The organism is Nocardia beijingensis NBRC 16342, assembly GCF_001612785.1.
In the GTDB taxonomy this organism is placed as follows: domain Bacteria; phylum Actinomycetota; class Actinomycetes; order Mycobacteriales; family Mycobacteriaceae; genus Nocardia; species Nocardia beijingensis.
The window spans coordinates 17,444-31,841 of the sequence record NZ_BDBC01000070.1; the positions used below are offsets into that span (position 1 = coordinate 17,444).

The following is a 14,398-nucleotide window of genomic DNA, read 5'->3' on the forward strand; positions in this document are numbered from 1 at the left end:
TAGCTGGATCGAGTCAGTGGTGGCGCGGTCGCGGGCGGCGCCGGTGGTGGGCGCTGCCCCGGTGATCTGCTAGCGGTTCGAGTCGGCCAGCAGGTATTCGCGGAGCTTGGCGCGGTCGGGCTTGCCGGGGCCGCGGAGGGGGAACTCGTCGAGGACGGCGAGTTCGCGGGGGGCCGCGATGGAGTCCAGTTCGGCGGCGACGTATTCGCGTAGCTCGGACAGGTTGGGCGTGGCGCCGGGGGCGGGGATCACCGCGACGGCGACGTGCTGGCCGAGCCGTTCGTCGGGCAGGCCGAGGACGACCACTTCGCTGATGGTCGGGTGGTTGATCAGCACGGCCTCGACCACCTGCGGGATCACCAGCAGGCCGCCGGTGGTGATGGCCTCGTCCAGCCGCCCGGTGATGCTCAGTACGCCGTTGTCGAAGGTGCCCGCGTCTTCGGTGCGGAACCAGCCCGGTTCGGCGAAGGCGGGATGGTCGGGTTGATTGCGGTAACCGGAGGCGATCATTGCGCCGCCCAGCACCACCCGGCCCTCTTCGATCCGGACCTTCGTGCCCTCCAGCGGCACGCCGTCATAGACGCAGCCGCCGCAGGTCTCGCTCATGCCGTAGGTGCGCACCACGGTGATTCCCGCCGCTCGCGCGCGTTCGTAAACCGGCAGGGGAGTGGCCGCGCCGCCCACCAGCACGCCGTCGAGTTCGGCCAGCGCGGTGGTGGCGACCGGCGATTCCAGCGCTTTGATCAACTGGGTCGGGACCAAGGACGTGTAGCGCCGCTCCCCGCGCATGCCCGAGATGGCGCCCGCGAGTGCCTCGGGCAGGAATCCGCCGGACACGTCCAGCACGGTGGGTTCGGTCCCCGCCAGGATGCTGCGCAACAACACCTGGATACCGGCGATGTGATGGGTCGGCAGGGCCAGCAACCAGTTGCCGGGGCCACCGAGCCGGTCGTGGGTCGCGGTGCCGCTCGCGCGGAGGGCCGCCGAGCTGAGCATCGCGCCCTTCGGCACGCCCGTGGTGCCGGAGGTGGTCACCACCAGGGCGATGTCCTCGTCGATCGGCTCACCCGGCGACAAGGCGTCGCTCAGGCGTCTCGCCTCGCGCCGATCGCTGGTGGGAATGGGAAGCCAGGCCGTCCCGCTACCTTCCAGCGCCTCCCGCAGGTGCGGCATGACGTCGCCGAGACCGGAGCCGGTCGGCATCGGCAAGGTACGCAGTTTCTTGGTCATGCCATGCCTCGCCGCTCGCCCGGCTCGGTGCTGCCCAGAGCCGCAGTGCCTATGGCTCGCTCGCTGCACTCCCTCACGATAGGGATCGTGTCATGCCCGCGCCGCCGCGTGCGGAACGGGTCGGTTTGCCGGAGTGGCGCGCCCGTGGCGCGGCCACCCGGTGAGATCGGGGCTCAAGTACGACAGGCATCGATGCTGCGATTCACTCGTCGGATGGGACACGGACACAGCCGGCCCGGACGTCGGCGGTCGGGTGGCCATCCGAGCGTTATCGTCCTCGCCAGTTGACGCGTTGGCAACTCGATGCGGCCCGCCCTACTACCGAACGGAACCGTTTCTAGGGCTCCTGCCAGCGGGAATCCCGCCGGATGGGATGGGTCGGCGGGACCTCGACCAGAACGATCGGCACACCGTCGGGATCGCGCACCCACATCTCGTGCAAACCCCACGGCTCCTCGACCGGAGCCCGATCGATCGGGATGCCCTTCAGCGCCAGCTCCGCCGCCGCGTCGGACACATCGCGCACCTGAAGCCAGATCGCGCCGTCGAACGACGACGAGCCGCCCGACCCGCCGTGTCCGGCCACCTCGATCAGCGACTGTCCAGCGAAGAACACCGTTCCGCCCGGATACTCCCGCGCGACGGCCAGTTCCAGCCCGTCCCGATAGAACGCGAGCGTGGCCTCGTAGTCGGCGGGCCGCAGGATGATGCGGCTGCTGAGGATGTCCATCAGAAGTACCAGGGGTAGGGGGTCCAGTCCGGCTTGCGCTTCTGCAGGAACGCGTCGCGGCCTTCGACGGCTTCATCGGTCATGTAGGCCATCCTCGTCGCCTCGCCGGCGAAAAGTTGCTGGCCCACAAGACCATCGTCCAGCAAATTGAACGCGTACTTCAGCATGCGCTGGGCCTGCGGAGACTTGCCGTTGATGTCGGCGGTCCACTCCAGCGCGACGTCCTCCAACTCGGCGTGGTCGACGACCTTGTTCACCGCGCCCATCTGGTGCATCTCCTCGGCGGTGTAGGGACGGCCGAGGAAGAAGATCTCGCGGGCGAACTTCTGGCCGACCATCTTGGCCAGATACGCGCTGCCGTAGCCGCCGTCGAAGCTGCCCACGTCGGCGTCGGTCTGCTTGAACCGGGCGTGTTCGCGGCTGGCCAAGGTGAGATCGCAGACCACGTGCAGGCTGTGCCCGCCGCCCGCGGCCCATCCGTTCACCAGCGCGATCACCACCTTCGGCATGAAGCGGATCAACCGCTGCACCTCGAGGATGTGCAAGCGGCCGGCGCGGGCCTGGTCGACCGTGTCGGCCGTCTCGCCGCTGGCGTACTGGTAGCCGCTGCGGCCGCGGATGCGCTGGTCACCGCCGGAGCAGAAGGCCCAGCCGCCGTCCTTGGGGCTGGGGCCGTTGCCGGTGAGCAGCACCGCGCCGACGTCCGAGGTCATCCGCGCGTGATCGAGTGCCCGATAGAGTTCGTCGACCGTGTGCGGGCGGAACGCGTTGCGCACCTCCGGCCGGTCGAACGCGACACGCACGGTGCCCTGCTCGATGTGCCGGTGATAGGTGATGTCGGTCAGGTTCTCGAATCCCGGAACGGGGCGCCACAGCTTCGGATTGAACGTCACCGGGCAATGCTAGGTCTCGCTGGTCTCGAAAGTCGTGGTCGGGCCTGTGCACAGCGACGACCCGGAGCGTGTAGGCCATCGGTCTCGGAGGCAAGGGAGGCCAGCCCCTGATCCCGGATCTTCGCGCCAGGTCGCCGGGACCTCGATTTGACGGTGTAAAACTACGCGTTACCGTGCAGGTATGAGCGAGCAAGTGAAACCGGTTATCGACCGGAGCGCGGTGGACCGATCCCGGTACGAGAAGCACGGCGGGTTCCCGAAGGTCACGTCCGCGAAGGTCGGGCCGAACTTCGGCGGATTCGTGGACGCCATGCGGACGTTGCAGGATCTCGCGGTGTCCGTGGACGCGCCGGACGAGGTCTTCGGGGCCGCGCAAGCCAAAGCTCGCGAGCTGATCGACCTGCTCGAGCCCTACCGCGCGCCCGAATTGCAAGGCCCGGCGGGCCGCGCCGTCGAATTGCCAGGGCGGGGAAGCCTTCTGCTGCTGCCGTGGCAGGTGGTCGCGGCGGGGCCGGACGGCATCGAGATGACGGGTGTGTTCCGCCGATTCCATCTCGGCGGGAACGGAGCCGCGCACGGCGGTGTGCTGCCGCTGCTGTTCGACGACCTGCTCGGCATGATCGTGCACTACGCCGGACGGCCGATCAGCCGCACCGCGTACCTTCACGTCAACTACCGCAAGATCACTCCGCTCGAAACGGAACTGACGGTTCGCGGACGGGTCGACCGTATCGAAGGGCGAAAAACTTTTATCACCGCCGAATTGCTCGATGAGCAGGGCGATCTCCTCGCCGACTGCGAAGGACTGATGGTCGAGTTGCTACCGTGGCAGCCGTAGCCGGGTGAATGCTGGCGCGGGCACGTATAGTTGCCCTCGCTCGTTCATCGATACCGATCCGGAGGAACCTGAAAGTGGTTGCAGCACTGTCTGAATCCCTGCTCGACGACGCGAAGCGCCCGGCTTTCCTTGCCGATGCCGTCGAGGTTCTCGACGCCGAGGTGTCGGACAAGGGTGGTGCGTCCGGCCTGGCTGTGAAGGGTGGCTACGCGGCGGTCAAGAAGATCAGCCCGTCCATCGTGCCCGATGCGCTGGAGTCGTTGGCGCCCAAGCTGGTCGCGCAGCTGGAGCCGTTCTGGCAGGAGTACACGGCCTCGGGCACCGGCAAGTTCGCCGACCTGCTCGTCGCCAAGTCCGACGAGGTCGCCGAGGCGTTGCTCGCCGTCACCGACGCCCGCGCCGAGGCCTCCAGCCGCCCTGCCCTGCAGAAGGTCTACTCCTCGATGCGTTCCTCGGCGAAGAAGAACGTCATCGAGGCGCTGCCGCGGGTCGGCGACCTGATCGAGAAGCACGCGAAGTAATTCTCGGCCTCGTATCCGAGCGACCACCGCTTGCGACTTCGTCGCGGACGCGGCGGCCACTCGGATACGAGCCGGGCTGTGTTGGTTTTTCCAGCGCCTGCGGCGCTGGGTGTTCGCGGCCCCCTTATGGCTCGCATCCGAGCGACCACCGCTTGCGACTTCGTCGCGGACGCGGCGGCCACTCGGATACGAGCCGGGCCGCGAACGGCGCATGCTCGGTCTCGCTTCGCTCGAAACCGGTAGTTGTGCTAGTGCCGTTGCGTGACGAGGCAGGGTTGCGATTTGAGCCCTGCCTCTGGGGACTGCACGCCACCCCCGTGGGCGACGACACAGTGTGATTGCGAACCTCCCGCCGGGGACTTCCAGGTGACTGTCTGCCAGTCTGGAGGCGTGAACCCGTCTACAGCACAAGCGCAGGTCGTCGTCGACGAACTGGTGCGCGGGGGCGTGCGGGATGTCGTCCTGTGCCCCGGCTCCCGGAACGCTCCGCTGGCGTTCGCCCTGCAAGCCGCCGATTCGGCCGGGCGACTGCGCCTGCACATGCGGATCGACGAGCGAACGGCGGGCTTCCTCGCCATCGGGCTCGCGCTCGCGAGCAGCCTTCCGGTCCCGGTCGTGATGACCTCGGGCACCGCGGTGGCCAATCTCGGGCCCGCCGTGCTGGAGGCGAACTACGCCCGCGTCCCGCTGGTGGTGCTGAGCGCGAACCGGCCCTACGAGTTGCTCGGCTCCGGCGCCAACCAGACCGTCGAGCAGTTCGGCTTGTTCGGCAGCCAGGTGCGCGCGACCATCTCACTCGGTCTGGCGGAGGAGGAGGCGGGCGACGCCGAGCACCCGCCGTACGGCCAGCAGAACAGCCAGTGGCGTTCGGCGGTCTGCCGGGTGCTGGCGGCGGCGCGCGGCACCCGCTCCGGCAACGCGGGCCCGGTGCACTTCGACGTCCCGCTGCGTGAGCCTTTGGTTCCCGACCTGGCGCCGGGTGAGACGGCTCCGGTGGGGCGCGCGGGCGACTGTGCCTGGACCGAGACCCAGTACGCCACCTTGGACGTGCCACTCGATCTCGACCTCACACCGGACACGGTCGTGATCTCCGGACACGGCGCGGGTCTGCGGCCGGAACTGGCGGGCCTGCCGACCGTCGCCGAGCCCACCGCCCCCATGCACGGTCCCGCGCTCCATCCGCTCGCACTGTCGCTGCTGCGACCGGCGCAGGCGATCATCACCGGCCGCCCGACCCTGCACCGGCAGGTGTCGAAGGTGCTCGCCGACCCGGACATCCGGGTCTACGCGCTCACCACCGGTCCGCGGTGGCCCGACGTGTCCGGCAACGTGGTCGGCACCGGCACCCGCGCCGTCACCGTCGGGGCCCCGAGGCCGCAATGGCTGGAGCAGTGCCGCGAACTGAACGCGAAAGCCGACCAGGTGGTGCGTGCCGAACTCGCACGCCACCCGAAACCCACCGGGCTGCACGTGGCCGCGGTCGTGATGGACGCGCTGCGCGACGGCGACCAACTGCTGCTCGGCGCCTCGAACCCGGTCCGGGACGCGGCGCTGGTGTCGCATCCGCGTCCCGGCGTCAGGGTGCTGTCGAATCGAGGCGTGGCGGGTATCGACGGCACGGTCTCCACCGCGGTGGGCGCCGCTTTGCACCACGACGGGCGCACCATCGCGCTGATCGGTGACCTGACCTTCCTGCACGACGCGTCCGGCCTGCTGATCGGGCCGGGCGAACCGCGGCCCTCGGACCTGACCATCGTCGTCGCCAACGACGACGGCGGCGGCATCTTCGAACTGCTCGAGCAGGGCGACCCGCAATACGCGGGCGTGTTCGAACGGGTCTTCGGCACCCCGCACGGCATGGACCTGGCCGCCCTGTGCGCCGCCTATCGCATCCCGCACCGGCAGGTGGACCCGCAGCAGCTGGCCGTCGAGCTGACCGCGCACGCGCATGGCATGCGGGTGCTCGAGGTGGCCACCGAGCGGTCCAGCCTGCGGGAACTGCACGCGACGGTGCGGGCCGGAATTCAACCCTGACCGGGCGGTCAGAAGTCGAATTCCTCCTCGGGATCGTCATCCATCGGAACGGCGATGGACTGTTCGATCACGTCCGCCGGGTTCGCCTCGAAGGTGTCGCGCTCCAGAGCCGCCCGTCCGACGAACTCGTCCTGCTCATCCTGCTCGGGCAGGTCGTCGGCGAGCACCGGCTCCTCCGGATACGCCGGAACCGACTGCTCGGCGAGATCGGCCTCAGGGACCGCGTCGGCAAGGGGATCTGACATCGTGCGCTCCTCTCCGCGTAGGCCTCTCGCTCGGCATACCCGTCGTGGCACGCCGCAATCGAGGCGGACGATCAACTCCGACTGCATCGAGGATGCCCGCGGCCGGGCCACAGAGCAAGCACTACAGGCTTACGGTTGTGGCTCTTCGCCCGCCCGCGGCGCAGTCGCGTCCGCGGGGTGTTCGACCAGCGCGAGCATGCGCCCGGCCATGAACCGCGCGGTCCGCACCGCCGTCCCGGATCGCGTCACTTCGCTCACTTCGACCACCCCTCGCGCGATCCGTACCTCGACTCGCCGCCCCGCTCGGGTGGCCGCGATCTCATAACTCCTGGACCCGTCGCCGACGTCGACGACGATCTCCACCCGATCACCCTTCATCTTTCAATTGTCCGCTTTTCCAGGGCTTTTCGCTGCTACGGGTTGATCTCGGAACGGCTCGCCGATCAGTTTCGGCGCCTCGCGCCGTCTGTATATCCGGAGACGTCCCACACCCGAGGAGGCCAGATGAACCCCGAGTTCGACTTCGAGCCCGCCGCAGCCGCGTTGGCGACCGTGGTCGGCGGCATAACCGACGATCAGCTCGCCGCCGCGACGCCGTGCGTCGACACCACGGTCCGCGATCTGCTCGCCCACGTGGTCGATCTGACCGAGGCGTTCCGGCAGGCGGCCACGAAGGAGGCGGTCGGTGGTTCGGTGCCGCCGGCGCCGCCCGCGGAGCGCGCCCTGCCGGAGGATTGGCGTGAGCGCATTCCGGCGCAGCTCGACGCCTTGGTGGCGGCGTGGCGGGAGCCGGCGGCCTGGGACGGCGTGACGGAGGCAGGGGGAGTGAGCGAGCCCGCCCCCGTGATGGCCAGGATCGGCTTGGACGAGGTGGTCGTGCACGGCTGGGACCTCGCGAAGGCCACCGGCCAGCCCTTCTCGTGTGCCGCCGGAGATGCGGCGACCCTGTTGGACATGCTGCGAGACACGCCCGCCGAAGGGGTGCCCGGTCTGTTCGGGCCGGTGCTGCCGGTGACGGCCGATGCCACCGCTCTGGAGCGAGTCCTCGCTCTCACCGGCCGCCGCGCCGACTGGTCGGCGCGGGACAGCGGAGCGGTGCTCGGTTAGTCGGCGGTGGGCACGAACGTGCCCGCCCGTACGGCGTCGACGGCGGCGCGGGCGGCGGTGTCGGCCACGGCGTCATCGATCGGGTCGCCGCTGGCGAGCAGCCGGTAGTACAGCGGCGCCGACACCGCCGACAGCACGGCGCGCGCGTCGGTGCGCTCGGGCGCTTCGCCGCGCGTGATCGCCGCCGCGACACAGGCCGACCATTCGGTGAGGCGAACGTCGTAGAAGCGGCGCAGGGCGGCCGCGGCGGACTCGTCGCAGGTGGCGGCCGCGATCACGGCGCGGAAGAGCCTGCCCTGGCGGGGATCGGACAAGGTTTTCGCCACCAGGCGGGCGTTGGCGGTGAGGTCGCCGAGGAGCGAGCCGGTGTCGGCGTGCGGTAGCGACTGCTCGGCCATCTCGTCCAGCAGGTCGGCGATCAGGCCGGTTGGCGTGCGCCAGCGGCGGTAGACGGTGGTCTTGCCGACCTCGGCGCGCGTCGCGACCTCGGCGAGATCGAGGTGGGCGAAGCCTCGCTCGGCGAGCAGGTCACCCGCGGCTCGCAGGACGGCCGCGCGGACGCGTGCGGTCCGTCCACCGGGCCGGATCGAGCCGGGCGTCGCCTCTTCCATTGCCATAACGGGACTCCAGTTTCATTTATGCGCGGATGGGTGTACCGTTCGAAGTGTTAACGGAACTATAGACCCTTTAGGAGGGCGGTCCAGTGAACGTACGGACGACGGATGCGCAGATGGAGTACCGGCGGCTCGGCGCATCGGGCCTGCACGTCCCGGCCTTGAGCTTCGGCGCAGGCACCTTCGGCGGTCGCGGCGAGCTGTTCGGCGCGTGGGGCGACACCGATGCCGAACAGGCGCGACGGCTGGTCGACATCAGTCTGGACGCGGGTGTGACGATGTTCGACACCGCCGACGTCTATTCCGACGGAGCCTCCGAGGAGGTGCTCGGTGCCGCCGTCAAGGGCAGGCGGGATCGGGTGCTGTTGTCCACCAAGGCGACACTGCCGACCGGACCGGGGGCGCGGGACGCGGGTTCCGGGCGGGCCAGGTTGATCGGTGCGGTGGAGGGATCGCTGCGCAGGTTGGGCACCGACTACATCGATCTGTTCCAGCTGCACGCGTTCGACGCGGGCACACCGGTGGAGGAAGTCGTCGCCGCGCTGGACGATCTGGTGCGCGCCGGCAAGATCCGTTACGTCGGCGCGTCGAACTTCGCGGGCTGGCAGTTGATGAAATCGCTTGCCGTGGCGGATCGCAACGGGCTGACCAGGTACGTCGCGCATCAGGTCTACTACTCGCTGGTCGGGCGCGACTACGAATGGGAACTCATGCCGCTCGGCCGCGACCAAGGCGTCGGCGCGGTGGTCTGGAGTCCGCTTGGCTGGGGCAGGCTCACCGGCAAGATCCGCCGCGGGCAACCACTTCCGGAGGGCAGCCGCCTGCACCGGACCGCTGAGGCAGGCCCGCCGGTGGACGACGACAAGCTCTACGACGTGGTGGACGTCCTCGACGAGCTGGCCGCCGAAACCGGCAAGACCGTCCCGCAGATCGCCCTCAACTGGCTGCTGCGCCGCCCCACCGTCGCCACGGTCATCGTCGGCGCCCGCAACGAGGAGCAACTGCGCCAGAACCTGGGCGCGATCGGCTGGGAACTCGACGCCGACCAGATCGCCCGCCTCGACAAGGTCAGCGCCACCACCCCGCCCTACCCCTACTACCCGTACTACCGCCTCCCGGACTTCACCCGCCTCAACCCGCCCGCGGTGTGAACGGAATCGCTGTCAGTACACGTCGCGGACGTAACGCTTTTCGGCGATGAGCTGCTTTTTGAACGCCAGGGCGCCGTCCTCGTCGAGCTTGCCGTGGATGCGGGCGATTCGCAGGAGCGCTTCGTCGACGTCCTTGGCCATGCGGCTGGCGTCGCCACAGACGTAGAGGTGGGCGCCGTCGCGCAGCCAGGACCACAGCTCCGCGCCGTGCTCGATCATGCGGTGCTGCACGTAGATCCGCTCCCGCTGGTCGCGGGAGAAGGCCAGGTCGAGGCGGGTGAGGAAGCCGGAACGGAACATGTCCTCCAACTCGGCGCGGTAGTAGAAGTTGTGCGCCGCATGCTGATCGCCGAAGAACAGCCAGTTCCGGCCGGTGCATCCGAGGGCCCTGCGCTCCTGCAAGAAGCCGCGGAAGGGGGCGATGCCGGTGCCGGGGCCAACCATGATCATCGGTGCTGTGGGGTCGGACGGAGGACGGAAATGCGGTGCGCGCTGCAAAAAGATCGGCACCGGGGCGTCGGCGAAATCGGCCAGGAAAGTCGAACACACACCGCCGCGCCGCGCCGCCGAACCGGTGGCCGCCGGGTCGCCGTAGCGCACGATGCCGACGGTCAGCTCGACCTCGTCCGGGCTGACCAGCGGGCTCGACGAGATCGAATACTGGCGCGGCTGCAGCTTCTTCATGGTGCCGAGCCACTCCACCAGATCGGCTCGCACGGGGAAATCGCGCAGCACGTCCACGGCCTGCCGATCCCACAGGTAGTTCGCCAGCTCGTTGCGGTTGTCCCGGCGCAGCAGTTTGGCGAGTTTGCCGCTGGGGTTGCGCTCGGCGAGGAAGCCGAGCAGATCCGGGCCGACCTTGGTGATGTCGAAGTGCGTGCGCAGCGCATCGGCGAGGGGGATTTCCCGCGAGTCGACCTCGACCGTCCTGCGGCCGTCCAGCCCGGTGGCGGCAAGCCATTCGGTGACCAGAGCGGCGTTGTTCACCGGCCGCACGCCCAGCGAATCGCCCACCTCGTACCTGGCGTCCGAGCCACGCAGATCGAACGCGAAGCGGCGCACCTCTTTCGGTGATCCCACGGCCGAAAGCAACTCGTTGCGTACCAGAGCGGCCCGAACCGGCGCGTTGCGGGTGAACGGCGCGGTGCGAGTGCGGGCGGGCGCCGGGGCGACGCTCGGCAGCTCCACCGTGGCCACCCCACCGCCACGGGGCACTGGACGGCCGGGGCCGGTTTCGCCGCCCACCGGCACATCGGGCGAGGGGCCCTCGCCCAGAGCGACCAGCACGTCATCGAGCCAGCGCCGCGCCGCGTCTGCGTAGTCGGGCTCACTGTCGACGCGGGGGAGCAGCCTGGTCGCGCCCAGTTCGGCGAATTTGCGGTCGAGTTTGCGGCCGTAACCGCAGAAGTCGTCATAGGAGGAGTCGCCGAGCGCGAACACGGCGTAGCGCACACCGGTCAGCCGCACGACGCTCTCGGCCAGCCGATCCCAGAAATCGGCTCCGTTGTCCGGCGGCCCTCCGTCGCCGAACGTGCTGCTGACCACCAGCACGTCGCCCTGGAGCGCGCCGGGGTCGCAGGAGTCCAGATCCGATAGTCGCGGTGTGAAGTCGTGCTCGGCGAGGTGCGCGGCGACGGCGGCGGCGAACTCTTCGGCGGTGCCGGTCTGCGAGGCCCACAGGACGGTGACCGTGCGCGCGTCGTTCGCCTCCGTCGTGGTCGCCGCACCACGCGAATACATCCCGGCCAGCAGTCCGTCGACCCACAGCCTGGTGTGCGCGGACATCGGCGCCGAATCCGGCAGCACCGGCTGACCGGTCACCGGAAGCGCTTGCAGCGCAGCGAGATAGCCGCTGAGGTAGATCCGCTCGGTCTCGCTGAGCGTGGGTGCTGTGCCGCTGTCGAGACCGAGCACGGCGGCCAGCGGGTGCGCCGCCTCTGCCACGGGCAACGCGGCGGGAGCCTGCGGCTTCGGCACCGAAGCCACCCGGCGCAACGCCACCGCGCACGCCTTGAACTCCGGTTGCAGCGAGGCCGGATCGACCGCGTCGTTGGTGACCGCGTTGATGGTCAGGTATTCGCCGTGCTCGTCGTTCCAATGGAACGGCACGAAACAATCGCCCGGCCGCACCCGGTCGCTGATCCGCACCGGCAGCACGGCGCGGCCACGGCGGGAGGCGATCTCGAGCTGGTCGTCCGCGCGCAGGCCGAGCCGCTCGGCGTCGGCCGGATGCACCTCGACGAACGGCGTGCCGGTCAGCTTGGTCAGCTTGTCGATCTTGCCGGTCTTGGTCATCGTGTGCCACTGGTGTTGCAGGCGGCCGGTGTTCAGCAGGAACGGGTAGTCGTCGTCGGGCATCTCCTCCGGCAGCATGTGCGGGCGGGGCCAGAACACGGCGCGGCGGCTCGGCGTGGCGAAAGCCAGCCGGGGCCGGTGGCCGTTCTCGTCGACGAACAGCGTCTGGCTCACTCCGTCGTTGACGTAACGGATCGGATTGCGCCTGCGGTCCGGCTCCGCGCACGGCCACTGCATCGGCCCTTCGCGCAGCGCCGCATAACTCACGCCGCGCAGGTCATAGCCGGTGGCGGGATTCGCGAACCGCTTGATCTCGTCGAACACCTCGGCGCTGGAGGCGAAGTCGAAGCCGGGGAAGCCCATGGCGGTGGCGACGTCGGCGATGATCCGCCAATCCGGGCGCGCGTCGCCGATCGGCGGCACCGACTGTTGCAGCAGGGTCAGGTTGCGTTCGGAGTTCACCATCACCGCATCGGCTTCCGCCCAGAGCGTGGCGGGTAGCAGCAGGTCGGCGTAGGCGTTGGTCGCGGTCTCGGTGTAGGCGTCCTGGGCGATCACCAGTTCGGCCGCCTCCAGCCCCGCGATCACGGTCTTTCGATTCGACACGGTGGCGACGGGGTTGGTGCAGATGATCCAGGCCGCTTTGATCGTGCCTTCGGCCAGCCCGCGGAACATCTCCACCGTGCCGGGCCCGGCTTCGGTGCGCAGGGTGCCTGGCTCCAGTTCCCACACGGTCTCCACGAACGTGCGGTCCGCCGCGGAGAGCAGGCTGCGCTGACCGGGCAGGCCGGGGCCCATGTACCCCATCTCGCGCCCGCCCATCGCGTTCGGCTGACCGGTGAGCGAGAACGGCCCGCTGCCGGGACGGCAGATCGCGCCGGTGGCCAGGTGCAGATTGCACAGCGCGTTGGTGTTCCAGGTGCCGTGCGTGGACTGGTTGAGTCCCATCGTCCACAGCGACATCCACTCGCCCGCCGCGCCGATCCACTCGGCGGCGGTCCGGATGTCGGCCTCGGCCAAGCCGGTGATCTCCGCCACCCGCTCCGGCGGATAGTCGGCCAGGAACTCCGGCATCGCGTCCCAGCCCTCGGTGTGCTCGGCGATGAACTCGGCGTCGATGTGTCCGCCCGCCACCAGCAGGTGCAGCAGGCCGTTGAGCAGCGCGAGATCCGTGCCGGGCGCGATCTGCAGGAACAGGTCGGCGCGCGCGGCGGTCTCGGTGCGGCGCGGATCGACCACGATGAGCTTCGCTCCGGCCTTGAGCCGATCGGCCATCCGCAGGAAGAGGATGGGATGGCAGTCGGCCATGTTCGCGCCGATGACGAAGAACAGGTCCGCGTGCTCGAAGTCGTCGTAGGAGCCGGGCGGCCCGTCCGCGCCGAGCGACTGCTTGTATCCGGTGCCCGCGCCTGCCATGCACAGCCGCGAGTTCGCCTCGATGTGCACCGTGCGCAGATAACCCTTGGCGAGTTTGGTCGCGAGGTACTGAGCCTCCAGCGACATCTGCCCGGAGACGTACAGCGCGATCGCGTCCGGCCCGTGCTCGTCGAGGATCGCGCGCAACCGGGCGGCGGCCTCGTGGACGGCCTCGTCGACCGGAAACGGCACCGGAACCTGGCCGCGCTCGAAGCGCCGGTAAGCGGTCTCCATCCGCCCAGGCGTGCGCATCAACTCCGCGTGCGTCGCTCCCTTGGTGCACAGCCTGCCCGCGTTCGCTGGATGCAGCTTGTCGCCGCTGACCTTGGCGATCACCGGCTTGCCCGCGCCGTCGGCGGTCGACACGGTGATCCCGCAGCCCACGCCGCAGTACGAGCACGCCGTTCTGGCGGTGCCGTCGCCGCGGCCGGTCAGTGGATCGGTCATGTCTCCGATCATGCGGACCGCCGATTGCGCCGGATTTACCTCGCGTTAGCGGCAGGTGACATTCCTCCTCACCGCTTCCGGATCGGCCGGTGAGGTGTGATCGATGTCTCCGGATCAGCCCAGCTTGTAGGCCCGGTGCAGGGCCACCACGCCCCCGGTGAGGTTGCGCCACTGCACCGACGACCACCCGTTCGCCGCGATCCGGATCGCCAGTCTGCGCTGATTGGGCCACTCGGAGATCGATTCGGCCAGGTAGACGTAGGCGTCGGGGTTACTGCTCACCACGCGCGCCACCTTGGGCAGCGCTTTCATCAAGTACTCCAGGTAGACCGTGCGGAACACCGGCAGCACCGGTGCGGAGAACTCGCACACCACCAGCCTGCCGCCGGGCTTGGTGACCCGCAGCATCTCGCGCAGGGCGAGGTCGGTGTCGGCCACGTTGCGCAGCCCGAACGAGATGGTCACCGCGTCGAAGGAGTCGTCGGCGAAGGGCAGCGCCATCGCGTCCGCCGCCACCATCGGCACGTCGCGGAACCGTCCCGCGCTGAGCATGCCCTTGGAGAAGTCGGCCGCCAGGCACCAAGCGCCGGATTTCTGCAGTTCCAGCGTCGATACACCGGTGCCTGCGGCGAGATCGAGCAGCCGCTCGCCCGGCCGTGCCGCCAGCGCCTTGCGGGTCGCCCAGCGCCAGTAGCGATCCTGCCCGGCGGAGATCACCGTGTTGGTCAGGTCGTAACGCCGGGCGACGCCGTCGAACATCGCCGCGACCTCATGCGGCTGCTTGTCCAGCGAGGCACGGTTCGATTGCGTTTTCGCCACGCCAAGACCCTAACTCGCGGTCTGTTACGAACCGAGCGCGGCGCGTGGATACCTCCGT

13 protein-coding genes are annotated in these 14,398 nt (G+C 69.3%); 5 read left to right on the plus strand and 8 right to left on the minus strand.

The genetic code is table 11. The annotated features are described in order from the left end of the window. Window positions 1-69: 69 nt before the first annotated feature. The 3 genes from menE to NB3_RS31270 form a co-directional block, all read right to left on the minus strand. The gene (gene menE, locus NB3_RS31260) at window positions 70-1,230 is read right to left on the minus strand and encodes an o-succinylbenzoate--CoA ligase (protein ID WP_067810423.1); all 1,161 of its coding nucleotides are present in this window, start codon (window positions 1,228-1,230) and stop codon (window positions 70-72) included. A gap of 337 nt (window positions 1,231-1,567) precedes the next feature. Next, window positions 1,568-1,960: a VOC family protein gene (locus tag NB3_RS31265; protein ID WP_067810425.1), complete on the minus strand. Its 393-nt coding sequence runs from the start codon at window positions 1,958-1,960 to the stop codon at window positions 1,568-1,570. Beyond that, entirely contained in the window at window positions 1,960-2,853 is an 894-nt protein-coding gene (locus NB3_RS31270; protein WP_067810427.1) for a 1,4-dihydroxy-2-naphthoyl-CoA synthase, read from the minus strand. The genes NB3_RS31265 and NB3_RS31270 overlap by 1 nt, the downstream gene beginning before the upstream one ends. 181 nt (window positions 2,854-3,034) lie before the next feature. On the opposite strand from NB3_RS31270, the gene NB3_RS31275 reads away from it, so the two are divergent. The 3 genes from NB3_RS31275 to menD all read left to right on the plus strand — a co-directional run bounded on the left by NB3_RS31275 (window position 3,035) and on the right by menD (window position 6,246). Further along, window positions 3,035-3,691, plus strand: coding sequence for a PaaI family thioesterase (locus NB3_RS31275; RefSeq protein ID WP_067810429.1), 657 nt, complete (start codon window positions 3,035-3,037; stop codon window positions 3,689-3,691). 74 nt (window positions 3,692-3,765) lie between these two features. After that, window positions 3,766-4,212 carry a DUF6918 family protein gene (locus tag NB3_RS31280; protein ID WP_039802041.1) on the plus strand — a complete coding sequence of 149 codons (447 nt, stop codon included), beginning with the start codon at window positions 3,766-3,768 and terminating at the stop codon, window positions 4,210-4,212. A 390-nt stretch (window positions 4,213-4,602) separates the two neighbouring features. Further along, window positions 4,603-6,246 carry a 2-succinyl-5-enolpyruvyl-6-hydroxy-3-cyclohexene-1-carboxylic-acid synthase gene (menD, locus tag NB3_RS31285; RefSeq protein ID WP_067810431.1) on the plus strand — a complete coding sequence of 548 codons (1,644 nt, stop codon included), beginning with the start codon at window positions 4,603-4,605 and terminating at the stop codon, window positions 6,244-6,246. Between the two features lie 8 nt (window positions 6,247-6,254). Here the strand turns inward: menD and NB3_RS31290 are convergent, their stop codons facing one another. Continuing rightward, window positions 6,255-6,491: an Rv3202a family protein gene (locus NB3_RS31290; RefSeq protein WP_067810433.1), complete on the minus strand. Its 237-nt coding sequence runs from the start codon at window positions 6,489-6,491 to the stop codon at window positions 6,255-6,257. Between the two features lie 129 nt (window positions 6,492-6,620). Next, window positions 6,621-6,869, minus strand: coding sequence for a DUF8836 family protein (locus tag NB3_RS31295; RefSeq protein ID WP_067810435.1), 249 nt, complete (start codon window positions 6,867-6,869; stop codon window positions 6,621-6,623). Window positions 6,870-6,995: 126 nt separating this feature from the next. Between NB3_RS31295 and NB3_RS31300 the strand changes: the two genes are divergently transcribed. Beyond that, a complete protein-coding gene (locus tag NB3_RS31300) occupies window positions 6,996-7,598 on the plus strand; it encodes a TIGR03086 family metal-binding protein (RefSeq protein ID WP_067810439.1) in 603 nt (200 codons plus the stop codon). Here the strand turns inward: NB3_RS31300 and NB3_RS31305 are convergent. Beyond that, the gene (locus tag NB3_RS31305) at window positions 7,595-8,215 is read right to left on the minus strand and encodes a TetR/AcrR family transcriptional regulator (protein WP_067810440.1); all 621 of its coding nucleotides are present in this window, start codon (window positions 8,213-8,215) and stop codon (window positions 7,595-7,597) included. The genes NB3_RS31300 and NB3_RS31305 overlap by 4 nt on opposite strands. A 113-nt stretch (window positions 8,216-8,328) precedes the next feature. Between NB3_RS31305 and NB3_RS31310 the strand changes: the two genes are divergently transcribed. Beyond that, entirely contained in the window at window positions 8,329-9,363 is a 1,035-nt protein-coding gene (locus NB3_RS31310) for an aldo/keto reductase (protein WP_067810441.1), read from the plus strand. A 12-nt stretch (window positions 9,364-9,375) separates the two neighbouring features. On the opposite strand, the gene NB3_RS31315 is transcribed toward NB3_RS31310, so the two are convergent. Next, on the minus strand, window positions 9,376-13,533 hold the full coding sequence (locus NB3_RS31315; RefSeq protein ID WP_067810443.1) for a bifunctional nitrate reductase/sulfite reductase flavoprotein subunit alpha: 4,158 nt from the start codon (window positions 13,531-13,533) through the stop codon (window positions 9,376-9,378). A gap of 102 nt (window positions 13,534-13,635) precedes the next feature. Beyond that, window positions 13,636-14,340, minus strand: coding sequence for a demethylmenaquinone methyltransferase (locus NB3_RS31320; protein ID WP_067810445.1), 705 nt, complete (start codon window positions 14,338-14,340; stop codon window positions 13,636-13,638). Between the last annotated feature and the right edge of the window lie 58 nt (window positions 14,341-14,398).